The organism is Chryseobacterium sp. MHB01, assembly GCF_034651565.1.
GTDB classification, from domain to species: Bacteria; Bacteroidota; Bacteroidia; order Flavobacteriales; family Weeksellaceae; genus Chryseobacterium; species Chryseobacterium nepalense.
Window position 1 is genome coordinate 231,804 of the sequence record NZ_JAYEDA010000007.1, and the last position, 23,915, is coordinate 255,718.

At 40.5% G+C, this 23,915-nt stretch carries 25 protein-coding genes; 8 read left to right on the forward strand and 17 right to left on the reverse strand.

Translation table 11 applies throughout. The features are described from left to right. Nucleotides 1-5 precede the first annotated feature (5 nt). The 4 genes from U9K52_RS13375 to U9K52_RS13390 are packed head-to-tail and all read left to right on the forward strand — an operon-like array spanning nucleotide 6 to nucleotide 3,846. Nucleotides 6-1,325: a restriction endonuclease subunit S gene (locus tag U9K52_RS13375; RefSeq protein WP_322927003.1), complete on the forward strand. Its 1,320-nt coding sequence runs from the start codon at nucleotides 6-8 to the stop codon at nucleotides 1,323-1,325. Between the two features lies 1 nt (nucleotide 1,326). Continuing rightward, complete coding sequence (locus tag U9K52_RS13380) at nucleotides 1,327-1,761, forward strand: hypothetical protein (RefSeq protein WP_322927004.1); 435 nt, start codon at nucleotides 1,327-1,329, stop codon at nucleotides 1,759-1,761. Next, complete coding sequence (locus tag U9K52_RS13385; protein WP_322927005.1) at nucleotides 1,758-3,236, forward strand: AAA family ATPase; 1,479 nt, start codon at nucleotides 1,758-1,760, stop codon at nucleotides 3,234-3,236. The genes U9K52_RS13380 and U9K52_RS13385 overlap by 4 nt, the downstream gene beginning before the upstream one ends. Next, nucleotides 3,220-3,846 carry a retron system putative HNH endonuclease gene (locus U9K52_RS13390; RefSeq protein WP_322927006.1) on the forward strand — a complete coding sequence of 209 codons (627 nt, stop codon included), beginning with the start codon at nucleotides 3,220-3,222 and terminating at the stop codon, nucleotides 3,844-3,846. Before U9K52_RS13385 ends, U9K52_RS13390 begins: the two co-directional genes overlap by 17 nt. Before the next feature lie 115 nt (nucleotides 3,847-3,961). On the opposite strand, the gene U9K52_RS13395 is transcribed toward U9K52_RS13390, so the two are convergent. Genes U9K52_RS13395 through U9K52_RS13450 form a run of 12 tightly spaced genes read right to left on the reverse strand, consistent with a single transcriptional unit; the run spans nucleotide 3,962 to nucleotide 13,426 of the window. Beyond that, nucleotides 3,962-4,411, reverse strand: a complete 450-nt coding sequence (locus U9K52_RS13395; protein ID WP_322927007.1) for a DUF3872 domain-containing protein — start codon at nucleotides 4,409-4,411, stop codon at nucleotides 3,962-3,964. A gap of 11 nt (nucleotides 4,412-4,422) precedes the next feature. After that, nucleotides 4,423-4,983 carry a conjugal transfer protein TraO gene (locus U9K52_RS13400; RefSeq protein WP_322927008.1) on the reverse strand — a complete coding sequence of 187 codons (561 nt, stop codon included), beginning with the start codon at nucleotides 4,981-4,983 and terminating at the stop codon, nucleotides 4,423-4,425. 18 nt (nucleotides 4,984-5,001) lie between these two features. Next, nucleotides 5,002-5,895, reverse strand: a complete 894-nt coding sequence (gene traN, locus U9K52_RS13405) for a conjugative transposon protein TraN (RefSeq protein WP_322927009.1) — start codon at nucleotides 5,893-5,895, stop codon at nucleotides 5,002-5,004. Nucleotides 5,896-5,920: 25 nt separating this feature from the next. Beyond that, entirely contained in the window at nucleotides 5,921-7,249 is a 1,329-nt protein-coding gene (gene traM / locus U9K52_RS13410; RefSeq protein ID WP_322927010.1) for a conjugative transposon protein TraM, read from the reverse strand. After that, a complete protein-coding gene (locus U9K52_RS13415; RefSeq protein ID WP_323673799.1) occupies nucleotides 7,236-7,520 on the reverse strand; it encodes a nitrogen regulatory IIA protein in 285 nt (94 codons plus the stop codon). The genes traM and U9K52_RS13415 overlap by 14 nt, the downstream gene beginning before the upstream one ends. A gap of 18 nt (nucleotides 7,521-7,538) precedes the next feature. Further along, nucleotides 7,539-7,964, reverse strand: a complete 426-nt coding sequence (locus U9K52_RS13420; RefSeq protein ID WP_322927012.1) for a hypothetical protein — start codon at nucleotides 7,962-7,964, stop codon at nucleotides 7,539-7,541. Between the two features lie 10 nt (nucleotides 7,965-7,974). Continuing rightward, nucleotides 7,975-8,598: a conjugative transposon protein TraK gene (gene traK / locus U9K52_RS13425; protein WP_322927013.1), complete on the reverse strand. Its 624-nt coding sequence runs from the start codon at nucleotides 8,596-8,598 to the stop codon at nucleotides 7,975-7,977. 25 nt (nucleotides 8,599-8,623) lie between these two features. Next, nucleotides 8,624-9,616, reverse strand: coding sequence for a conjugative transposon protein TraJ (traJ, locus tag U9K52_RS13430; protein ID WP_322927014.1), 993 nt, complete (start codon nucleotides 9,614-9,616; stop codon nucleotides 8,624-8,626). Nucleotides 9,617-9,618: 2 nt separating this feature from the next. Further along, on the reverse strand, nucleotides 9,619-10,251 hold the full coding sequence (locus U9K52_RS13435; protein ID WP_123860839.1) for a DUF4141 domain-containing protein: 633 nt from the start codon (nucleotides 10,249-10,251) through the stop codon (nucleotides 9,619-9,621). 27 nt (nucleotides 10,252-10,278) lie between these two features. Then, nucleotides 10,279-12,783 (reverse strand): TraG family conjugative transposon ATPase, encoded by a 2,505-nt coding sequence (locus U9K52_RS13440; protein WP_322927016.1) that lies wholly within the window; start codon nucleotides 12,781-12,783, stop codon nucleotides 10,279-10,281. After that, on the reverse strand, nucleotides 12,780-13,109 hold the full coding sequence (locus tag U9K52_RS13445; protein ID WP_322927017.1) for a DUF4133 domain-containing protein: 330 nt from the start codon (nucleotides 13,107-13,109) through the stop codon (nucleotides 12,780-12,782). Before U9K52_RS13445 ends, U9K52_RS13440 begins: the two co-directional genes overlap by 4 nt. A gap of 11 nt (nucleotides 13,110-13,120) precedes the next feature. Beyond that, nucleotides 13,121-13,426, reverse strand: a complete 306-nt coding sequence (locus U9K52_RS13450) for a DUF4134 domain-containing protein (protein WP_322927018.1) — start codon at nucleotides 13,424-13,426, stop codon at nucleotides 13,121-13,123. 189 nt (nucleotides 13,427-13,615) lie between these two features. Here U9K52_RS13450 and U9K52_RS13455 point away from each other — a divergent pair, with 189 nt between their 5' ends. Both U9K52_RS13455 and U9K52_RS13460 read left to right on the forward strand, forming a co-directional pair. Continuing rightward, nucleotides 13,616-15,757: an AAA family ATPase gene (locus U9K52_RS13455; protein ID WP_322927019.1), complete on the forward strand. Its 2,142-nt coding sequence runs from the start codon at nucleotides 13,616-13,618 to the stop codon at nucleotides 15,755-15,757. 2 nt (nucleotides 15,758-15,759) lie between these two features. Then, nucleotides 15,760-17,565: an ATP-dependent helicase gene (locus tag U9K52_RS13460; protein WP_322927020.1), complete on the forward strand. Its 1,806-nt coding sequence runs from the start codon at nucleotides 15,760-15,762 to the stop codon at nucleotides 17,563-17,565. A gap of 100 nt (nucleotides 17,566-17,665) precedes the next feature. Here U9K52_RS13460 and U9K52_RS13465 read toward each other — a convergent pair whose 3' ends face one another. The 4 genes from U9K52_RS13465 to U9K52_RS13480 are packed head-to-tail and all read right to left on the reverse strand — an operon-like array spanning nucleotide 17,666 to nucleotide 20,094. Beyond that, the gene (locus tag U9K52_RS13465; protein WP_322927021.1) at nucleotides 17,666-18,196 is read right to left on the reverse strand and encodes a hypothetical protein; all 531 of its coding nucleotides are present in this window, start codon (nucleotides 18,194-18,196) and stop codon (nucleotides 17,666-17,668) included. Nucleotides 18,197-18,225: 29 nt separating this feature from the next. Next, nucleotides 18,226-18,861, reverse strand: a complete 636-nt coding sequence (locus tag U9K52_RS13470; protein ID WP_323673800.1) for a conjugal transfer protein TraD — start codon at nucleotides 18,859-18,861, stop codon at nucleotides 18,226-18,228. Nucleotides 18,862-18,872: 11 nt separating this feature from the next. Beyond that, complete coding sequence (locus U9K52_RS13475; RefSeq protein WP_322927023.1) at nucleotides 18,873-19,322, reverse strand: DUF3408 domain-containing protein; 450 nt, start codon at nucleotides 19,320-19,322, stop codon at nucleotides 18,873-18,875. Nucleotides 19,323-19,326: 4 nt separating this feature from the next. After that, nucleotides 19,327-20,094, reverse strand: coding sequence for a ParA family protein (locus U9K52_RS13480; RefSeq protein WP_323673802.1), 768 nt, complete (start codon nucleotides 20,092-20,094; stop codon nucleotides 19,327-19,329). 745 nt (nucleotides 20,095-20,839) lie between these two features. Here U9K52_RS13480 and mobA point away from each other — a divergent pair. Then, the gene (gene mobA, locus U9K52_RS13485) at nucleotides 20,840-21,271 is read left to right on the forward strand and encodes a conjugal transfer protein MobA (RefSeq protein ID WP_322927026.1); all 432 of its coding nucleotides are present in this window, start codon (nucleotides 20,840-20,842) and stop codon (nucleotides 21,269-21,271) included. 8 nt (nucleotides 21,272-21,279) lie between these two features. Continuing rightward, nucleotides 21,280-22,560, forward strand: a complete 1,281-nt coding sequence (mobB, locus tag U9K52_RS13490) for a conjugal transfer protein MobB (protein ID WP_322927027.1) — start codon at nucleotides 21,280-21,282, stop codon at nucleotides 22,558-22,560. Nucleotides 22,561-22,590: 30 nt separating this feature from the next. Here mobB and U9K52_RS13495 read toward each other — a convergent pair whose 3' ends face one another. Continuing rightward, nucleotides 22,591-23,757, reverse strand: a complete 1,167-nt coding sequence (locus U9K52_RS13495; RefSeq protein WP_322927028.1) for an alpha/beta hydrolase-fold protein — start codon at nucleotides 23,755-23,757, stop codon at nucleotides 22,591-22,593. Nucleotides 23,758-23,915 lie beyond the last annotated feature (158 nt).

Consider the following 23,915-nt stretch of genomic DNA (forward strand, 5'->3'; position numbering starts at 1 on the left):
GCTTCATGACCCTCTCCAATTGGAGCGTCGGGGCTATATTAAGCGATAAAGTCCTTTACAAAGAAGGGTTCAAACTTGAACCTATCGGAAACCTTATCATCCGTAATCGGGAAAAAGAAATTTTGGAAGATGATAAAGCCTACAAGCAAGTAACCATTAAGCTATATGGTAAAGGCGTAGTACAACGTGGTGACGAACTGATTTTTGGCAAAGACATTGGCACAAAGAACCAGTTCCGTGTTTCAGAGGGGCAGTTTATTATGAGCAAAATAGATGCCCGTAATGGAGCATTTGGGATTGTACCTGCTGAACTGGAGGGCGCAATTACCACGCAGGATTTCTTGAGCTACAACATCAATAGAGAAAAGATACTACCTGAGTTTTTCAACCTGATCACAGGTACGAAACACTTTGCCGAACTGTGCCAAAAAGCCAGCTCTGGTACTACAGGTCGCCAAAGGGTAGATGAAAAAGCCTTTTTAGGGTTTAGGATTCCTGTGCCTGATAAAGATATTCAGAAGAAATTAGTAGAGGGCTATTTTATTAGGATTAGAAAATCAGATAAATACATTAAAAGTTCTGAAAAGTCAATCCTAAAAAGCGATGAAACATTCCTTAATCTTCTTGATTTAAAGCAATTAAACAAAGTCTACAAAAATAAAAAATTTCAAATTTTCAACTTTAAGGATTTTGGTCGCTGGGATGTTTTTTCATTAGATAATACCATTTATGCTAGTCTTAAGAAATCCAAGTTTGAAGTAAAATCTCTAGGTCAAGCATTTTTATTTACAAGACGAAAATGGTCTCCGAAATTAGAAACAGAAAAGTATATTAGTTACATAGAAATTGGTGATGTTGATCCAATAAGAGGAATTGTCAATAGTACTAAGACCGAAACTAGGAAAGCTCCAAGTCGTGCTTCACAACTTGTCTTTGAAAATGACTTAATAATTGGAACCACAAGGCCTTATCTGAAAAAATTTGCGATTGTGAGTGCAGAATTTCATAATCAAGTTTGCTCCTCAGGTTTCTCTGTTGTGGCTCCTAACGAGAATTATAATCTTGAATATTTGAGGATGTTTCTTATCTCTGAGTATGGAATAGAGCAACTCAAGAATAATATGTCTGGGGCATTATATCCAGCAATTACTCTGAGTAAACTACAGGACATTTTGATTCCTTTCCCTCCTCTCTCAGTACAAAATGAAATAGTCGAAAAAGTAAATTTTGAGCTTAAAGACGTAGTCACGTCCCAGAAATTGGCGGAAAAGGAACAGGAGCTGGCAAATAGGGAATTTGAATCAGCAATCTTCAATATCGATTAAAATGAAAAAATCAGTCATTGCCATATATGGACCATCAAGTCAAGGGAAATCAGAAACGGTTCGTGAAACCGCTAATTTGTTGATAGCAGCTTTTCCAAACCACACCCTTCAGGCTATTAACACTGGTGCAGATATAACTTATATCCTTGACATCAATGGCATAAAAGTCGGTATAGAAAGCCAGGGAGATCCGAATAGCAGAGTGTTTCAGAGCCTTCAAAAATTCGTAGCTCAGGGATGCGACATTATTATTTGTTCGTGCCGCTCCAGAGGTGCAACAGCAGACGCTGTAGAAGATTTACACCGAAACCATCAATACGAAATCATTTGGTCAACCAATCACCGTTCATGGCATAAAAACCGAACGCAATTGAATCAAATAGCTGCCAGTGAAATTCTGGAATTAATCAAACTCATCATGAATGGACAGTTATGAAATTACTCAAATTAGACATAAAGAATTTTAAGCTTTTCGAAAACCTCTCAGTTGACTTTCAGGACAGTGGTCATATAGCAGTTTTTATCGGTAAAAATGGTTCTGGGAAAACAACGTTAATCGAATCATTGACACAAATCTTCGCTACGCTTTTAGGTACAAAGGATTTTAAGTCATTGGAGAAAGAAACCTTTACTGTCCAATTTTCTATCACTTATTTATTAAGAAGGGAAAAAATCACTGAAACATCCATGTTTGGTGAATCCTTTGTAAACTACATAGGTGTAGAGGTATCATTTGAAGATAAACTACACATCAAATTATTTGAGGGTAACGATATTATAGAGGGCTTACCAAAGATAGAAAAGCATTTGCGTAACAAGGGCGAAGAGTTGGCTTACATTCTGCCTGACAATTTTGTGGTTTACTATTCTGGTATTTCCAACAGTATTTATGAAATCTATACTAAGTTTCAGCGGAAGCTAATTACTGGAACACTTACTGGAGAAGTTCAATTCGATCAGCCTTTCTATTATTTCCTACCTCAGAACCTACCTGCTATTTTGATAGGATTGTTGAGTTATGAATATGGTGATGTGCCAGACGCATTGCAAAAACAATTTGGCATTAGTGGCTTCTCAACTATTCAACTCAATTTCAAAAAGCCAAGTTGGGCAAAGTCGAAATCTACGATTGAGGACTTTTGGGGAGCAATGGGAGAATTGAATCAGTTCATGAATATCTTGAAAGGGGCAACTACAGCAAAATTTCAGTCTGACTCAATCACTTTTAGTATATCCGATAAATCACAACTCGAAAATATTTGGAGTTTTTACGGGACAGAAAAAAGGCTTTTTGAATACTTGGTTTCCTTGCAATCGAATGATTTTCTTGAAAGTATCGATCTGAACCTCATTAAAAATGGAAGAGAGGTAAGCTTCAACAACCTGAGCGAGGGTGAAAAGCAATTATTGATTATTACGGGTTTGAAAGAACTACTGGCCGCTGATAATAGCTTGTTTTTACTAGATGAACCCGACACTTATCTCCATCCTGAATGGAAACGTGAATTTGTGTACAACCTATTTAAGGAAGAAGAAGATTTATTCAAGAATTTCTCTATCATAACTACCCATTCACCAAATGTTCTTTCTGCATTAAAAAAAGGACAATTGAATGTTCTTGTAAATGAAAATGGAAAATCTAGGATTAAGAATATTTCTTTTAATCCTTATGGTAAACCCGTTGATGACATATTAACAGATTTCTTTGATTTAGAAGGACTGCGCTATAAAAAAGTGCAACAGCAGCTAAATGACATTTGGGACTTTATCAGGGCTAATAATTATAAATCAGCAGAGTTTAGTGAATTATTCGCAAAACTGGAAAAGGATCTGGGTAAATCGGATAAGGCTCTAACGGATATAAGGCTTGAAATAACAAAAAGGAATAAGCTCAATGAGAAAGATAAATAAAGATTCTCCTTTGGCTTCCTTTACTGATTTTAAAGACAAGAACCCTGGAGCCGATTGGAATATTGATTTTAGTAAACCTGGTTGTGCTGGGCATCCAACTTATTTGGAGACTAGAGCAACCATCCTAATTAGTGAACAGGATTGTTTTTGTGGCTATTCTGAAATACCCATAGAAGATGAGCGAGACTGTCATATTGATCATTTTCGAAAGCGAAATATGTTCCCTGAGCATACTTTCAACTGGGATAACCTTGTAGCTGCATGTAATGATGAAGATTTTGGTGCAAAATACAAGGACAATAAATCAGGCATAAAGAAACCTGATTATGCAGGGTTTTTTAATCCTGTAGTGGATTCTGTTCAAGATTATTTCTATTACAATGAGAGAGGCGAAATAGAACCACATCCAACTTTATCTGACCCTGTTTTACAAGCAAAAGTTCAAAAAACTATAGAGGTCTTCAATCTACAAGACAGAAGTCTGGTAAATAGACGAAAAACCGTAATAGAGCAAATAAAAGCATATACAGGGCTTACAAAAGAGGAGATTTTTGACGCTTTGAAATTTGGTGGGTTCCCAAGTTTAATTCAGCAATACACCAGTGTTTAAAAATGGGAGGACTACTTTAAGGAAATAATACTTTTAAGATATCTTCTAAATTGATGAAATTTGTCCTACGTACTGATAAAAGAATTCCTGCTTTAATGGCAGGAATTCTTTTGTTTTAGTCGACGCTGTTAAACTGAAAACTCAATTGCTTTTCATTACCAAAGCTATCCGAAATCCAAACATCAAAGGATTGTGATGTGGCAGAGGTTGAAGTGTAATACAACCTGAACTGCTCAGTTGGTAATGGGTACAGGTCATTGGGCTGGTAGGGCGGCTCATCGTAGTATTGTAACTTGCCCTGACCGTCAAACTGGAAGTAACGCAGGAAATATTGGGTGTTACTATAATTGCCTGTTCGCTGTAAGGTCATTCGTATTTCCACCGTTTGCCCTTTCTTAATATCTTTAGGCACAGGCATCACTTTCACCTCAAAAGGGAAGTTGCTCTGTATTTCAAGTTCATCATCTTTGTTGCAGGATACCAGCGTAAACGAAACGGTGAGAATTGCCAGAAGTACATATATCGGCAATAACCCCATTTTACATCTATTGAATATTGCTCTCATTGCTTTACGTTTTAAAAGTTAAATCTTAGTCCTACACCTGCCGATGGTCGAAACTGTTTGAGGTCCGTACCCCAAAGGGCTTTTGTACGTCCCTGCAGGACCAATACAAAACGGTCGGTCAGGTAGGTGTCCAAGGTAATCCGCGCACCAGTTCCGTAGATAAAATTACCTTCATTCAAAATCTTTGACCCGTCGTACAACATTACTTCATTCCGGTTAATGCTTTCGTAGCCGACCACACCCGTTATCCCCAAGTTGAGGGCAATATTTCTTCCGCCGTCACCCAACAAATAAAAGCTGTAGCCACCTTCTGCCGAGTACGTTTCCTGCGGAATGCGATGATCTTTATACTCATGGTACCGGTGCATATATTCCAATGCCCAAAGTTGGTAATTGCCGTTTCTGCCATTGACGGTCATTGCGGCACTGAGGTAATAATCATTGCCGATCTTATCATTGGATAATATGCCTGCGCTGAGTTCCAATCCCTTCTGTTTTGGCAGCATTCGCTGTGCCTTTACAGCCGTAACACCCATTAAAACAAGCATCACGGTATAGATATACTTTTTCATATAATTGATGTAAGGTTGTTAAAATTTCAGGTGCATATCATTGATCAAACGGGCCTTCATCAAATCCGCATTTTCCACTTGAAGCGTCTGATGCCTTCCGCCATTCTTCTCGAAAATCTCGATCAGCAGTATCTTGTCATCGCTGATTGTAAACTGGTCTAACAGAAATACATTGTGTTCGGTAGATTTCCCTGCGATGCCCTCCAGTGGCTTGTACGTCCTAAGCGGTTTCAACGGATGTTCCTGCACGACAGTACGTTTAGCCACTTTCTTATCAACAACCTTGAAACCCATCATATCGATCTCAAAAGGCACATTGGTTTTGTTTTGTATCTCCGTATGGAAATAGTATTTACCATTGTGGATGTAAATTCCTTTGAGAATACATTTGATGCCAAAGACCGTAGACCCGATGTGCTTAATGACTCGCTTATCCTGTTTGTAGATGGTTTCAAGCAGCAAGCCTGCCAGTGAAGGAGAACTCTTGCCCAGTTCTTCAAAGAGTACATCGTTACCATTTGACTGATCAACGGCCTTTTGCATGGTAAGCAGGTCATAGCTGATCGCATCAGGATAAGAGCTATAATATACATCGAAGCTGTAAAAACGTCCGTCATTGGTAATTACCGAGAAATTGGTTTCCGGCTCAAAATCCCTTACGGCAGCTTTTACACGCAAGACATTTTCCGCATCTTCCGCTTTATCTGCGATTAGGTATTCGCTGCCTAAATCCACATAGCGGATGGCAGATGGGAAAATCAGGTGTGATGTTTTATCGTAGGTAACCTGCAAATGATAGGGCTCAATCCTGCCTAACAAGAGAGGGGTCTTAATATTGTCCTGGGCATAGGATGTGACGGCAAAGCCGAAGATCAGGGCCAAAGCCCAAAAGATTTTTAAATGATTTTTCATTGTTCCAAATAAATTGCATTCAACATTATTTTTTAGAAACCAAATAGACCTGGTGACCTGCCTTCAGGGTCACCTTCGGCGTACGTACCTTTTTGGCGAAGTAGCCGGATATTCCCTGTACCACTCCTCGGCTCAGGTCAGCAGCTATCTGCTGTCCGGCATTCTGCGTGAGCATGACACTGGTACCGCCGGTCTGGCTCATATTGCCCGCCATTTCAGAGAGGGCGTTCATTTCCGGAGAATACGGTACAGCTAAACCTTGCTGTCCGTCCAAATCATAAATGGTTAAATCGACCGGGATGATGTTGCCATCCAGTTCTATGGAGGTAACTTTTAAGTGCAGTCTTCCGTTCTGAAACTTTGCACCAGCCGTTACCATCGTTCCTTTGGGTATGGCACGTTGCGGTGTTTGGGCAGGCTCCAACAGCCGTAAACGTACACCTGTTTCGCCCGCTACCGTCTGGGTTTCGTGTACAATGGCTTTGATGCTGTTTTTAGGCTGTACCGCTTGCTGCATAGCAACCGCGTTATAAAAAACCCGATTTTTTGTTTGGCTCCAATCTGTCGCAAAAGCACTGTCTGACGGTTCACGATACAGAGCTGATACAATGTTTCTTCTTGGGGGTGTGAACGACACAAAATATTCTTTTTGCGTAGGAAGAGAGGATCTGCGGTTAGCACTATCGGTAACAGTTGACGGTCCACCGTTTGCTGAAGGAAGATATTTCGCTGCCATCTGATACGACTTTTCCATCAGAGCCAGCTGATCGGCTACGGTGCTAGGCTTGGGCACCTCTTTTTCGGCAAGTTTATCTTTTAGCTCATCAATTTGTCGCCGCAATTCAATGGTTTCTCCATTATCGCCGCCATAAAAAGATCCCAGCGTGCTTTGTGCATTGCGGTAACTTTGCAGTGTTGGATTAGGGGATGGAACAGTGATACCATCCCGAGCGTCGAGGCCACCCGCTTTTTGCTGTCCAGCTACGTTTTCACTATCAGTAGCAGTACTGTCCTCATTCCAGTAGTCTGAAAGCGTGGTCAGGGCATTACGCTTTTCCCTGTCTTTCTGTTCCAAGAGTTCCTGCTCATAGGCCTTTTGCTTATCAGATTGCATCCCGGCATCCGTTGCCTCCGGAACCGCCTCATTGAGTCCGGCATCTTCAGGAGTTTTATTTTCTTGTGATGGCTTAAAAATGAGAAACAGGCAACCCAGGAATACAATTCCCATAAGCACGAAGATCACAAGCTTTTTAATGTGTTGCTTATTCATTTTCTCAAGGCCCGATCCATCGGACGCTTTGTTATGATCGTCATCATCAACGATGATGCTGACCCTTTTTTCATTGTCTTGCATATATCTTATTTTTTAAAATTGTTGATACACTGTCCTGCAACCTTACAGGATCTTTACTTCTAAGGACGGGGTTCTCGATATGCTCAATGACCATATCGTTATCAGACTTTGAGGTATCGTACCATATTTTGCAACTGACCCCTGCGGTAAGCAGCAGATAACCTACAAAGAGATACAATGTATATTGATGCTGTTTACGAATTGGCTGTGTCCGCCAACGGTGATCAAGCTTATCAAGGTACCTGTCCATATTGGCTCTTAATATTTTCATATACTTACTATTTCTGTTTTATAGCTTGAAGCGCTTAGAGTTTATCTTCGCATTTTCCTTAGGTTTGTTGACCAAAGCGACGGCATCGACTGCTTTGGGTACAGATGTCACTGACACGCCTGCCAGTTCCGATTTTTTAAGCAATTGTCCCCAACAGTCTTTTTTTGTAATTTCCATTCGGTTAAGCGATAATTTACCGTCTTGGTATTTTACCCACATCTGGCATTCTACACGGGATTTGTCTTCACCCGACCATTGCAGGTAACCCGTCACCAGTAAATCTTGCTTTGGCCAACTATCAATACCTTTTTGGCAGCTTTCGAAATATTCGCTGATGCTGTCTTTTAATTTCCCGGGATACGCACCTTGCGTATGGAAATAGCCGTCATATCCTTTGTCGCTGAGGATTTTGGCAAAGGTGTCTACATCTGATAATGTCTTCAAAAGATTTGTTTTAGCGTTCAATAACTTCCAGATCTTTATTCTCTGCAACGGCAAACTTTTCAATTGTAAAGCCCTGCGGATTACTGTCCGACCTTACCGAGTTCACCAGGAGACACGTAGTGGTCAGACTGCGCCTGGTCACGTTGCTGGATCTGATGATAAACTGCTGGGCATACGTGCGGACCGAGTAAGGATAATTGTCAAAGTTGCACACCACGCTGTCCACCTCAATCCGCTGCTGGATGTTTCCCGAAATGATCCGGTTATAATAGCCTTTCTCCGAAAGGTCTTGGTAATAGTCGAAGGCGCTTTTGTCAGCGAGGTCAAAAGCCCTTTTCATATTGCTTTCAATAGCCCTTTTATCAGGAGCCAACGTGAAGAAAAGTTCATGAAAGCGCCGAACATGCTCCCTGGCTTCTACAGGGCGGTTGATGCTGGCATCTTGTGATAATGCCAGCATCAGTGATTTTCCATTGTCGAGCACATAAATTTTTTGACGCTGCTGTTCTGCAAAATGATAGGATTGCCAAATGGCATATCCCACCACCACAATGCAGAGCGAAGCAAATACAATCGCGTACAATCTGATCTGCCGAAAGCTGTTTTCGATATTTCTTAGCGTTTTAAATTCCATTTTCTTGATAGGTTATGATTTGAAATTATTTGAGAAGCTGACCACCGATATTTCCGGCCACCGAACCGGCACCTGCACCGGTGATATTTCCGACTTTCATCGCTGTCTGATTAACATTACGGGTAAAGTTCCCTGCACCTCCTGCTTGGATAACCCATCCTGTCACAGTGGGAATGGTAAAGTACCCGACGATACCGATGATCATAAAAATGATGTACACGGTATTCGAAGTATCCGGAATGTAGGTTGGATCTTCTAACATCGCAATATCTTTTTCCAGGATTAGCGACTGTATCCTTGCCAACATCGAGCTGAACAGATCGGAAACCGGAAGCCACAGGTATACGCTCACATACCTCGTGAGCCACTGCGTAAGTGTAGATTGGAACCCGTCCCAGACCGAAATAGCAAATGCAATCGGGCCAAGAATGGAAAGTACGATGAGAAAAAACGTTCGTATCGTATCGATCACCAAAGCGGCCGCCTGAAATAAGATCTCCAGTAAATTGCGGAACCAATCTTTAATAGCCTTTTCGATTTTATACGACTGTCGATCCATATACATCCCTGCCATCGTCCCAATGTCTGATGGTGACCAGCCCAGCTCGTCCAGTTTCTTATCGAATTCCTCATCTGAAACCATAAAAGCAGTTTCAGGATTTCTGACCATCGCCTCATATTCCAGCTTGTCTTTCTGCGCTTGAAGTTTGTTCAGGTCAAGCACCTGGTCTTCCAAGATCGCATGGGTACCGGTAACCAGAGGACTCAACACTGCGTTGATCGTTCCGAGCACAATGGTGGGGAAAAACATAATGCAAAGCCCCAATGCAAAGGGTCTCAGCAGCGGAAAAAGGTCAATCGGTTCGGCTCGGCTAAGTGCCTGCCAGACTTTTAAGGCCACATAAAACAGTGCGCCCAATCCCGCTAAACCCTTCGCTACGGCTGCCATGTCGCCTGCAAGCGGCATCATGTCGTCATAAAGCGAACGCAGGAGTTCGTGAAGATTATCCCATTCCATGATTACCAATATTTTTGATTAGCGGTTCCGTAGAGTTCCAGCACCCTCTTGGCATCATTTTTTTTCTTTGCCCTCAGGTAGCTTACTGAGATATTTTTGTTGGTATAATAGCGCACCAGGCTATGGTAATCCTTCACCTCTTTATACACCCGGTCAATAATATCCATGCGCTCCTTATCATTCAGCGATAGGCTCGAAGCAGTGACAATCTGCTTCAGCTCCTTTAGCAGTTCCGTACTTTCATTAAGCAGCGCCGCATACCCATTGCCGATAGCGGTAAGTTCCTGAGGGGAGAAATTCGGATCGTTCATCATCTTCCCGAAATTCTTCACATACATTTCCGAAACATCACCCACCAAAAGAACGGTCTGTTGAACTTTGCGCGCATCCTTCACCAGATTGTTGATGGCTTTCAGCTTGTCGTAATACTCTTTTCCCTGCTCGTACACTTTCTTCACTTCATTGAAGTTTTTAATTACATTGCTTACCGTTGAGGAAGTCTGTACGATCTCATTGGCAGAGTTCAAGATGCCCGATGCCAGGTTTCCCGGATCGGTTACCACCCATTGGGCTTTTGCCGACGGTGCCACGGCAAGCATCAATGCCGTACACACCAGATACACTACTTTTTTCATTGTTCGTAAAATTTAAATTGTTAATGACTATTGATTTTCCTGATCCCGACGTTTCATCGCGATATGCTTGATGGCGAGCTCTACATTGCCAACGAGTTCCGAAGCAAGCTGCATGACCTCCAGCTTTTCTGTTTCCTCAGTCGTATAGGCGAGATATTCTTCGAGGCTCACTTCAGTAGCGTATACCGCTGAGTGCGTACCGCCCAATCCAATCCATACTTCCTTATAGAGTCGCGAGGGATCATTGTTCATGTTGATCGACAGCACCTGTCCTTTCTCCTTGTCTGTAAGCCCCAGCATCGCTTGTATATCATCAAACTTGTTCATATACTTGCGCTGGTCGAGCAGGATCTTGCAGTCGGAGTTATTGATGATACTTTCTTTCACAATGGGCGACTGGATAATATCATCCACTTCCTGTGTCACCACAATGGCTTCCCCGAAAAATTTCCTGACGGTCTTAAAAAGATATTTGATGTATTCCGCCATTCCTTCTTTCGCAATTGCTTTCCACGCTTCTTCAATCAGGATGAGCTTCCGGATTCCTTTTAGTCTTCTCATCTTGTTGATAAAGACCTCCATAATGATGATGGTCACAATGGGAAATAAGATTTTGTGGTCTTTAATGGCGTCAATTTCAAACACAATAAAGCGTTTGGATAAGAGGTCAAGCTGTTTATCAGAGTTCAGCAGGTAATCATATTCGCCCCCTTTATAATAAGGTTCCAGCACATTCAGGAAATTAGCCAGGTCAAAATCCTTTTCCCTGACTTGTTTTTCCGTCAGGATCTTGCGGTAATCATGCTGCACATATTCGTAAAAGCTGTTGAAGGACGGATGGATATGCGTATGTTTGACTCTTTCAATATAGCCGCTTACCGCATTGGATAAAGCCACCTCCTCGGAGCGAGTCGGCGGTTCATCATCTCGTTTCCAAAGCGTAAGGATCAAAGTCTTAATGCTTTCTCGCTTCTCGATATCAAATACCCCGTCATCGGTATAAAAAGGGTTAAAGGCAATCGGATTGTCTTCGGTATAGGTGAAGTACACCCCGTCTTCGCCTTTCGTTTTCCCTTTGATCAATTCGCAGAGGCCTTGGTATGAGTTCCCGGTATCTACCATGAGGACATGGGCGCCCTGCTCATAATACTGCCGTACCATATGGTTGGTAAAGAACGATTTCCCTGAACCTGACGGGCCTAATATGAATTTGTTGCGATTCGTGATAATTCCGCGTTTCATCGGCAAATCCGAAATGTCCAAATGGATCGGTTTTCCCGTCAAGCGGTCAGCCATCTTAATACCGAACGGCGAGGGCGAATTATGGTAGTTCGTTTCTTCCGTGAAGAAGCATAGTGCCGGTTCGATAAACGTGTAAAAACTTTCCTCGCTCGGAAAATCAGCGGCATTGCCCGGCATTCCTGCCCAATACAAGGTAGCCACATCCGTAGTATTGTGGCGGGGCTTACATTCCATCAGGGCCAAAGCGCTTCCTGAGTCATTTTTAAGCTGTTTCAATTCCCTGGGATCTTCTGACCAGGCCATCACATTGAAATGGGCACGGATGGAAGACAGTCCGAAACTGTGGGCTTCATTCAGGTATTTTTCGATCCACTCCTTATTGATCTGATTGGCACGGCTGTACCGTGCCAGCGAGTGCATATTCCTGGCGGACTTTTCAAACTTTTGCAGGTTCGATTCACTGTTATCCAAAAACAGGTATTGGTTGTAGATATGGTTACAGCTTAGAAGTAGGCCCACGGGCGCAGCAAAAGACAAGCGGCAGTCGCTCCGGTCCGTAGATAGTTTTTCATAGCGTGTATCCGCCGATACTGCCGCCGGCAAGTCATCCGTGTCGGAAAGCGTGTGCAGGCTCAGCCGTTTGTTGCCAATGCGGACCTCCTCTGTGCCGAGTGCAATATCCTGCATCGCTGTTCCGGCTTCTCTTGAGAGTGTCAGGTACTGCTCCAATAGTCCCTGCGCGTTTTCCGTTCCGACGATCTCATCCTCTGCGAGGCGTTTTAGGCTTACAAAACCGCTATCGTTCACGATGCGTTCAAACTGCTCCACCGCTTCCATAAAACGATGTATCGTTTCCTTGTTTCTGATTTCTTTTGGGATCAGAGAACCTTTACAAAGCGAACTGAAGTTGCTTTGCATCCGCATTTTTTCCTTAGTGGTTTTGGTCAAAAACAGATAACAATAATGATTAAGGAAAGGACGCTCATTGAAATGCCGCTCAAAGGATTTTGATAAAAAGCCCTGATCTTCTTTGGTCAAATCGGGGGCATAGCTTTCCTTAATGTACCAATCCTGTTTATGCACTACTGTGAAATCAGGAAGGGTCTTGATCGCCTTGTGCCAGGCGGAGTGCATCGCTTCATACTCTGCAGAAGCTACCGTAAAAAGTTCAGGCAAATGCACCTCAAAGCAGGCGGTTATATCAGCATCTTTGGAAAGGATGCAGTTGTTCTCCACAGCCATCAATGGAAACTTATGTTCCAGTGTTGTGGTCTTCGCTACATTTCTCATACGGCATTCTGTTTAGGAGTGATCTGGATATAGCGTCGTACAGTCCTGCGGCAGATGATGAAGCGCGGATGCCTTTTTTTTGCAGCTATTTTCATGAGTCCATGCTCACCGTATTTGCTGTTTAGTGAAAAGGTCTGCCAGATAATGAGCGAAGCGCCGACAGCTCCGAGAACGATGCACAGGTATGAGTTAATACCTATCATATACATAATCATGACCAGGATCAGTACCCCAAGAAGGCCTCCTGCAAAAATGAACAGGTATTGCGCTTTCAGCCCCTTAAATTCCACGGTTCTTCCAATGCCTTTGTTGATGTTGTACTTCATAGGGCAAGGGATTAAAGGAAGAATGAACGCAGGATCGTAGCCGCAACAATCAGGAAGATACACGCGCCAAACCACGAGGCTGCCGTTTTACTCGTATCAGGGTCGCCGGAACTAAATTTGTTGTATACCTTAACACCGCCGATAAGCCCAACCACCGCGCCGATTGCATAGATTAATTTCGTCGCGGGATCAAAATAAGAGGTGACCATCTGGGTCGCCTCATTAATGCCGGATGCTCCGTTGCCCTGTGCAAAGGAACCCACTGCCAAAAGCATAGCAAATGCCGTCAGCAAGACTTTCTTTCTTTGTTTTTCCATAACTGAAACACATGATTTTGTTACTGTGGTCCCGCGCTTTGCGGGCCTTGGAACAAAGGTGTTTCAGAAAAAAAAGCAGCCTAACAAAGTGGCAGTCAGAGGAATTATTTGGCAGGAAATGACTTTCAAAAGAAGAAATGCACTATATTAGTACATTTAAAAAGTTCAATCTAATAACCTTATTTGCTAATGTACATATCTAGAGTTAGCCTCATCAATTATAGAAATTTTGCAAATGCAAATTTTCGTTTCAATAAAGGAATTAACACTATCATAGGTGAGAATGGATCCGGAAAAACAAATGTGTTTAAAGCAATAAGATTGCTTTTGGAAGATGCATCTTTACAATATGCTTATAAACTTACGGAAGGTGACTTTAACAGAAGTTTAGATCAGAATAAATGGAAAGGACATTGGATTATAATAAGTATTGAGTTTGATGAACTAAATGACGAAGAAGCAATTCAATCCTTATTTATTCACGGAGCCGGCATTGCTGAAGAGAATTATGTAAAAAAGGCTACCTACAACCTATTCTTTCGTCCTAAAGCGGATATAAGGCAAAAGCTATCAGAACTTCCTAAAGGAGATATTGTTGGACTACAAACCCTACTTAACGACATCACCATCCAGGATAATTACGAAACTTTTTTTACAGGAAAAAGTACGGCAGATTTTAATGATCCCGAAATATATAAAGAACTTGTGGGTGATTTTGAAAATGTAATTTTTCCTCCTACTATAGATGCCGCAAAATTTGGATCAAAAATTCCTCATCAACTATCCGTTGCTAAGGAAATCTCATTTACTTTCATTCAAGCCCTACGGGATGTTGTAAGTGATTTTCACAATAACAGGACTAATCCACTATTAACACTTCTGAAAAATAACAGTGGGGAAATTAATGAGGCGGAATATCAACCAATTAGCAATTTAGTAAAAACGCTTAATGAAAGCATTGAGGCACTCCCTGATGTACAAAATATTAGAGATGATATTAAATCTACAATTCAGGATGCCGTAGGACTTACTTATTCTCCATCATCATTATCGATAAAATCAAGCGTTCCTAATGAAGCAGAAAAGCTGCTCCAATCTTTAAAATTATTTATAGGAGAGCCTGGAGAAGAGTATGAAGGCGGCATCCAGGAATTAAGTTTGGGAGGTGCCAATCTTATTTTCTTGACCTTAAAACTTTTAGAGTTCAAGTATCGAAAATCAAAAGATACTTTTGCTAATTTTCTCATTATTGAAGAGCCGGAAGCCCATATCCATAATCACATTCAGAAAACTTTATTCGATAAGCTAGATTATGGTGATACACAGATTATATATTCAACGCATTCAACACAAATATCTGAAGTCAGTAACGTCGAGAATATAAATATACTTGCAAAGAAATTAAATTATGCTGAAGTTTATCAGCCTTCAACGGGATTGAATGCTGAAAGCATAAATCAGGTTCAACGTTATTTAGATGCTGTCAGAACTAATTTGCTGTTTGCTAAAGGCGTAGTCTTGGTTGAGGGTGATGCTGAGGAAATCTTGATTCCTATAATGGTTAAGAAAGTCCTTGGAATAAGTCTTGATGAACTCGGCATAAGTCTTATAAATATCCGAAGTACAGGCTTTGAAAACGTGGCTCAACTTTTTCATGATGATCGAATACAAAGAATGTGCGCAATTCTTACGGATTTAGATGATGCCATCTGCGACACTACCATAATGGCCAGCGATGATGATGCGTTAAAAAAATATAAAAAGAAAGTTGCTGGTTCAAAAAAAAGAGGCCTAGAAAGAAAAGCAGTATTGGATGCATTTGAAATAGGTAATCCATGGGTCAAAGCATTTTATGCGAAACACACATTCGAAGTTGACTTTGTCAGCGAAGGTAACGAATGGGAAGCTAAAGAAATAATTAAGCAAGTGTACGTTGACCAAGGTACTATTGATCTGGCAAAGGCTGATCTCGAAGATGCAGATGTAGCTGTATACGGAAGGCGAATACTAACAATGGCCAAGCAAGAAGGAAAAGGTTGGTTCGCAATTCTATTGGGTAATTACATCTCTTATAGGACTGTGATACCCGCATACATCTTAGATGCTATCTTTTTTGCAAAGGACACATATTCCGCAAATATTGTTGCAGACATAATTGACTATCGAATTAAGAAAAATTTAGAAGAAAATGATGCATTAGACTTTGCAAGTTGCAGAGTAGAGCTTGCAAAATATCGAAATGGGGAAATTAAATTGAAAGATTTAGCTTTTGATTTCGACCTTATCATCCCTCATGATCAAATTTTAACCCTTATTGATAAACTAAATTAGTTATGTTTATTTGGGAAAAAGATAGTATTAATAAAGAACAAGAAGACGCGATTCTTGAAAATAACAGCGTGCTTTTGATTGCTTGTCCCGGAAGCGGTAAAACAAGAACACTGACATTCAAAATAGCTTATGAGCTAAGTAGATTGGAGTCTGACAAGCAATTTGTAATCGCTATAACGTATACAAATAGAGCTTCTGATGAAATTAAGGAACGAGTTGAATTATTAGGTGTAGATACAACACAATTGTGGATAGGCACTATCCATGCCTTTTGCATGGAATGGATTTTAAAACCATATCATCTTTATTCTGAAAGATTGAAGAATGGTTTCAAGGTGATTAACTCGTTTGATTCAGAAAAGATCTTGGCCGAATTATGTGAGCCTTATAAAAAAGAGAAAATAACATATTACGACTGTGGTATTCTAGCCAAAACAAACGGCTTTTACTTGACCTGCCTTGATAGTAGGAAACATAATTCATTAAAAAAAATTTTAGGTGAATACTTTAAAATCCTTGAAAAAAATCGACAAATTGATTTTGAACAAATTTTATTCTACGCTCATGAAATACTTAAATCAAAACCAGTTATAGCAAATATTTTATGCAAATTATTTCCATTTATATTGATCGATGAATATCAAGACACTAAAGAAATTCAGTATCACATAATATCGAAGATTTTATGTGTAAACAAAGGAAATTCAAAGACACTTATAGTGGGTGATCCGAATCAATCCATTTATGATTCGTTGGGAGGATATCCGATGCCAAAAGAAGAGTTAGAGAAATTATTGGGATTTGAATTGACTTCATTAAGCCTAGACAAAAATTATAGGTCTTCGTCAGCAATTATTGACTATTTTGATTATTATAAAACTTTTGATACTCCAATTGTAGCATTTGGGAGTGGAAAAGACTATCCAAGTTTAATCACATTCAATACTTCCGTTTCAGTAGATAATTTGATTGAAGAGTTGGCTCAATTAATACTTTATAATATAGAAAAGGCAGGAATTAGTCCTAACGAAATCTGTATTACTGCGCCACAATGGGTACACATAGCAAGCATTACAAGAAAACTGATAATCCGACTTCCTGATTTCAGTTTTGACGGACCGGGAATGGCACCTTTTTCTCGCGATATTGATAATTTTTGGTTCAAAGTTTCAAGAGTTGCATTGACAGAACCGTCGCCATTTATGTATATTAGAAGATTAAGGTGGAGCAAGGAAATATTAAATGAACTGGATTCAGCAGGTGTTGATGTTTCAGAACTAAGTAGTAAAAAATTTTTAAGAATTTGTAATTCTTTAGTTATCATCGATACTGATGGATTAACATACCTTAAAACATTTTTTAATGAGATTTGCGAAAAGTTAAGAATAGTACTACCTAATTATCCTCTCTTGGAGGAACATTTCAACTCATTTTTTGCAAGTTCAGAAAGCAGAATTCAGAGATTAATTGACGAAGGTAATCCGTATATCGGTGATATTGAAAACTTCCGAAAAGTGTTCAGACAAAGAGATGGAATTACAGTATCCACTATTCATGGAACCAAAGGTGAAGAATATGATACAGTTATAGGTTTTGCCTTGTTAGATGGCTATGTTCCCCACTTTAATGATAACAATGGTGCTGAAAATTCAAAGAAGTTATTGTATGTATTAGCTTCAAGAGCAAGAAAGAATTTACACCTCATTTCAGAGAAATACAGAAACGTTCATTGGTACCATGCACCAGAAGGAAAACCGCCAACATCACATTTAATTGAGTACAATTTCAAATATTTAGATAAGCTATAATTTAAACTTTGAACGAACAACTTCCTCAATGTCAAAATTCCCAAACACTTTTCCGTAAGGTGAAAGGTGCCGGCTCCTTTTCATTTCAAGTGTTTCCGACTTACATTTTTCTCCCTCTCGGTTTATTTTTCTTTGGTAGAGTTGGCTGTTGTATTTCTAAAGCTTTCTGTATGTTTTTATACGTTTTGAGATTACTTTTGATCAAATCAATAAGAAAGGTTTTTTCCCAGGGTATTTGTTTTGCTTCAAACTCCAATTTCAGGCCCTGCTTTGCAAGTCCATGGGTAAGCTCAAATCCATACTGCCTGTTCCAACCAATCCTGTCAAGCAGTCTTTCAGAGGGAAAACTCACCGCTATTAAATCCTTAGGTAGCATTTTCATGTTACGGTAGTCAGGTTCCTGAAATTCGTGCGTCTTAGGATTATAAGGTATAGTATAGGTCCTTTTCTTTTCATCGTAGTAATTCTGTATATCCGAGAACACAATACCTTTAGAAAGAAAGTCATCTTTAGGTCGAAGCATATCCATCCGAATATCTACATAGAATGTATGCCCTACAATATCAATGGTTGGCAACATTCCTTTATTCACACGAAGGTCGTAGACTTCCTGATTAAATTCCTCTTCCATAGTACCTTTTTAAAAAGACATTGGAAAGTTTAAGTAAACTCCCCAATGTCAAAATCACCTAAACCACTTTTCCGCAAGCTGGAAGAACCTTCGTCGCTTTCACTTGATAGTGTCCTATCCAAAAGTTCGGCAATCTTTCTGGAGGCACCCTCTATGGAATTTTCCAGTAGGCTGAATAATTCAGTTCCCTGTAATCTTTGAACTATCGCTACCGCTGTTTCCTTTTGAGCCTGATCCAAATTATCTTTTTGGAGCAATGCCCCGACAGAGCTTAGTTCGTCGTAGGTAACCCCTTGAGCAAGACTATTATCGCCACCAGATATTCCGTACCTGTTCCACTCTTCTTCCTCTTCTTCCAAATCAGGCATATTACTGAAAACTTCGTCCAGCTCTTCCTGCGGAATTTGAATGTCGACGGTTTCATTCTCGTCGTATTCTATGTCTAAATTATCGGGGTTTATTTCCTCTTCAGCTATTTGGCTTTCATGGGCGGTGTTTGGCATTGAATGGCTTCGTACTGGCTTGGGCTGCCCCATAATATCGGGCAGGTTAGGATTTACCTTCTCCTGCTTCTGCTTTTTTTTCGCCTTTCTATGAATGACGATCTTATCCTGCAAAAGCAGGACGATAACGATCAGCAGGCATATCACAATTACTATTTCCATAATCAAATGCTTTAAAAAATGGGCTTAAACTTTTCGTTGAAATCATCTGTAATTGCTTTCTCAAACATTTCAAAATGATGTTCCAGTATATTGTCGAGATAGGCATACAGCGGTATCTCATCTTTGCCAATGACCTGTACAATGCGGGATAGCCGTTCGTGGTATTCCTGCCGGATGTAGATGCTTTTATCGCCCCGTTTCGTCATCGAGTGGGTTTTTAAAAAATGTTCGCCATAGCTTCCGTCAAGATTTTTCCTTATGCGGTTCCTTTCTCGTTGTACAGGCTTGCTTTGCAGTAATTCTTCCTGTTTTGTTTCTTCTTTAATAGCTTCCTTTTCAGGCTCTTCGAGTGGTTCAGGCGGAGGCTTCAAGCCGTCCTTTTTAATGCCATCCACCATCAGGTTCATCATCATTTCCTCGTTAATGTCCGGCGTGACCTTTCTTTTATTATCTTTTTCCATAGGACTACAATTGAATGATTTTTAGAAATTCGTCAATGAACAGATCAAAGTGGCAGGCTTTCATCAGCCGTTCATCAGGAGGCATTACAGTAGAACGGAAAACGGTTTTGCTATCCGCTTCACTTTCCTTTCGGAAGCGTGTACTGTTCTTAATCTGACTTTGCATCAAGCTTAATCCCAATTGCGTAATAAGCTGGTTGTACACACCGTAAAGTGGCGTGCTTTCCCTGCCGTCCACCTGATTCCAAAATAGGTTTATGGTTTGTATGGAAGTTTCGCCCTTTTTCATAATCACGTCCTGCAAAAGCTGTGTGAAGATGAGCGTACTTTCCATTACCACACGGTCCGCTGTGATCGGCGTAAAGATGTGATGCATTCCCGCTAACGCTTTGAGGATGCCGGGTGTATTCACAGTTCCGGGCAGATCAAAGAACAGCACATCAAGCGGCAAGGAAGAAGCGTTTACAAATTCGTGGGCAGCTTCCAGTACGTTATCTGCTTTGTTTTGGTTAATAGGATAGGCTTTTTTATTGATGGTGGTAAATTGCTTGTATGCCAGTTTTTTCAAAGCTTCATTTTCCATTACCATTGCCAAATCCCTTGTCTTCATTTTTATCAGACTGTGCTGCGGAAAATCCGCATCAAATACGGCTACGTTGTAACCCAGCCGGTAGTGCATCGTACTTGCAACAAGCGTGGTAAAAGTGCTTTTGCCAACACCGCCTTTTTGAGAAGAAAAGGCGACGAACAGAGGTTTCTTTTTTGTGTCCATATTTTTAAAATTTAAAGTTTTACTTATTCCAGTTTTCAGTCTTGCAGGCGTTTCGGCAGGCTGCACTGATTTCACGCCTTCTTTCAGGATAGCGTTCAGAATTGCTGGCTGGCTTTGCTGATTGTCCGCTTGTTTGCTGTACGGCAGCATTCCATTCGTTCTGGCATCTTATCAAGCAGGATTGCCGCCTTGCTTACATTCTGTCTGTCAACCCGTCCATCAGGCGGGCAAAATATTCGGATAGCAGGCTGTCCTGCAATCTTGCTTTCTTGCATTCCTGCAATCAGGCAGGCAGGATAGCCTGCCGTCTTGAAAATGTATCGTCTGCTCTTCATGAAGCACGGACTGTTTGCCGGTCTGCCGACATTCAAAGGCAAAGAACTCATCATTTTCATTCGGCTGTGCGTCTACGGCACTACTTGGCGTTCAGGGGCAATATTTGGCACTGCCGTACTGTACAATGCTTTCATAAAGAGGGGCGTACTTTGTAAAATGATTTTTATTAACAGATTTATGCAGAAGTGTACTGGCCTATCAGGGAGTAAAAGGAATGGCATCGAGTTGTTTTTCCCTGTTACACTCAATCCATCCCGCAGGGTGGATTCTTGTGTTCATCAGAACACGGCAAGTTGTGTTTTGAGGCACTCGAAACTCATTTCGTGCCTCAAAACAACTTGCCCTTTGCAGGGGGCAGAAAACACCTTCCGAAGTCAGGGTTTTGCATGAAATTTAAAATGGATTTGTGATGAGCGAGAACAAGTACACCAAACAGAATAAGGGCGGACGGACCCCGAAAACCAACCCAAGCATCCATCGCCACGTTTTCCGTCTTACAGATGAAGAAAACGCCAAGTTTTTATCACTTTTTGAAGCCTCGGGAATGACCAATAAAGCGAAGTTTATTATTTCTCTACTGTTTAATAAAGAAATGAAATCGGTTAAGATCGATAAAGGAACCATTGATTTTTATATGCGACTGACCTCTTTTCACAGCCAGTTCCGTTCCGTAGGCGTGAACTATAACCAGATCGTAAAGCTCTTGTACAAGAATTTTTCCGAGAAAAAAGCTGCCGCATTCCTGTATAAACTGGAAAAACAAACCGCTGAAATGGCGATGCTTTGTCAAAAAATCATTCAGCTAACGGAGGAATTTGAGACGAAATATCTCAAAAAATAGTGGTAGATATGATTGCAAAGATTGGTCGAAGCGGAAATTTATACGGGACGTTGGCATATAATCAACTCAAAGTCGAAAATGAAAACGGGCAAATTCTGTTTACCAACAAGATGATTGAAACCGCAAATGGTCATTATTCTGCCAGCCAGTTAGCACAGTCTTTTGCCCCTTACCTGATAGCTAACCGAAATACAGAGAAGCATACCCTGCATATTTCGCTTAATCCCGACCCCAATGACAAAGTAAGTGATGATAAGTTCCGGGAAATGGCAGAACAGTATATGCGGGAAATGGGTTACGGCGAACAACCTTTTGTCGTGTTCAAACATACCGATACCAGCCGAGTGCATATCCATATCGTATCGGTTTGCGTAAATGAGGAAGGGAAAAAGATTTCAGACAAGTTTGAGAAAATGCGGTCTATGAACCTGTGCCGGGAGTTGGAACGAAAACACGGTTTGATACCCGCACTCGATAAAGAGCGAAATCAGAATGATAGGATTTTTCGTCCGGTGGACTATCGGGCAGGCGATGTAAAAAGTCAAATCGCTTCAGTAGTTCGCCATTTGCCAAACTATTACCACTACCAGACATTAGGCGAATACAATGCCTTATTATCCCTCTTCAATATTACTACGGAAAAAGTGGAGAACGAATTACAGGGACAACTAAGGCAGGGCTTACTGTATATTCCTTTAAATGAAAAAGGCCAAAGAGCCGGGCATCCGTTTAAGGCATCGTTATTCGGAAAGAATGCAGGGCTTCCGGCTTTGGAACTGCATTTGGAGAAATGTAAAATAACTTTAAAAGGCCACCCCAGCAAGCAGACCTTAAAAGCCGCGGTTACGGTCGCCCTGAAAACCACAAGCGGTGAGCAGGCTTTTAAAAAGCAATTGGCTGAACAGGGCATTAACGTAGTGGTACGCCGGAATGATACAGGTCGCATTTACGGAATGACTTTTATAGACCATAATTCCAAAACGGTTTGGAACGGTTCACGTTTAGACAAGGAACTTTCTGCCAATGTCTTTAACGATTATTGGAACAATAACATCAAGCCGGAGATAAAAGAACCCGCTTTACAACAACCCCAAATAACCACATCAAATGATGCGGATCTTCCTACGGAAGAACCACACCACTTGTTCGACTTCTTGACTACGGATAAGCACGAAGACGGCTTAATTGAAGCATTGGGCGGTTTGCTACCCGAAGCCCAAGGCGAAGATTATATGGAACAGGATTTTGCTAAGAAAATGAAAACAAAGCCTAAACGCAAAAGAAACTAATAGTGATCATTGCAGTTAACTGCCTATGTATTAGAGTTTACTTATTGTTTCAGCTAATTCATTCCTTAAGTCCATTTTTTGTTCTTCTGTATAAAATTCAGAATGATCCAAAGACTTTTTAAAGTCATCCACGGTGTTCTTAAAGTTAAGTTTTAATTGAATCTGGGCATTTATGATGTATAGATAACCCTCCGAAAAATTCGGGTATAACGACATTAAGATCTTCCACGCCTGGATTGCTTTATCGTATTGTTTTTCATTGTAAAAACTCCATCCCTTACCATTTAAAACACCAATGGAAAAATTAATGTTAGTTCCGTAGTTTTTGATTACTTCCTGGTCAAGACTTGTTTTAATTTTCAAATCCTTCTGTTTATTCGCGGAATACTTCGCCTGAATAGCGAACCACTCTTCAAATATTTCATAAAGTGCCGAACTGATCAATAAACCAGGTGTAGCATTATGGACGGCTTCTTTAAAGCTAACCCCCTTAACATCTAAAAAAGGATTTGGGTTAAATTTTTTTATAACGGAGTCCATCTTAACAAAATCCTCCGGAAAATCACCACCAATTCCAAACCGATAATATTTTTTTGAACCATAAGCATGTTTATTGGACAACATAATTGAATCTGTTAAATCAATATTTTTTTGGGTAAAAAAAGGACTCATGGAAATAACTGCGTTCAGATCATTTATTCTGGAGTTAAAAATAGAAGAAGTGAAATAGCCGTATCTCGAGTGGCCGATAAATAACCTAAAAGAGGAAGCCTTGTACTCTTTTTCGGCTAAAGGGATGAGTTCATCAAAAATGAATTTTTCATTCTCCAAAGCCAGTCCATTTGAATCAGAAATTTTATACTGGGTTTCGACATAGCGATAACGTTGGTCCGATTCTACGCTGATAATTATTGATGATGGCATTTGTTCATTACTTGTCAGGTAATCAATTGCATTAATAATGTAATTATGACTTCTTTTATTTTGCCTGTCAAATACAATAATTAATGGAAAATCATTTTTTAAATCCTTTTGCCACTCAATTGGAACCGTAATAGATATCTTTTTGTCATATCTGAGATGGTTAGACTTTAGTGTTGTATCTTTTAGTTTCTTGTATCTTTCGAAGGTTTGTCCAAACAGAGATGTGGCTAGTAAAATGAGAATAAAGAGAAGTACAGACTGTTTTTTTATCATTGCGGTTTGTTATGCTACGTTATAGCGGATATAATGATACCAAATCTATAATAATGTCACATTGTTAATATTTAATATTTAACGTTTTCTGACATTAATACCGTCAGACATTTAAATATCTAGCTTGAGCGCATCCCTTGCAGTGACCATCATTAAAT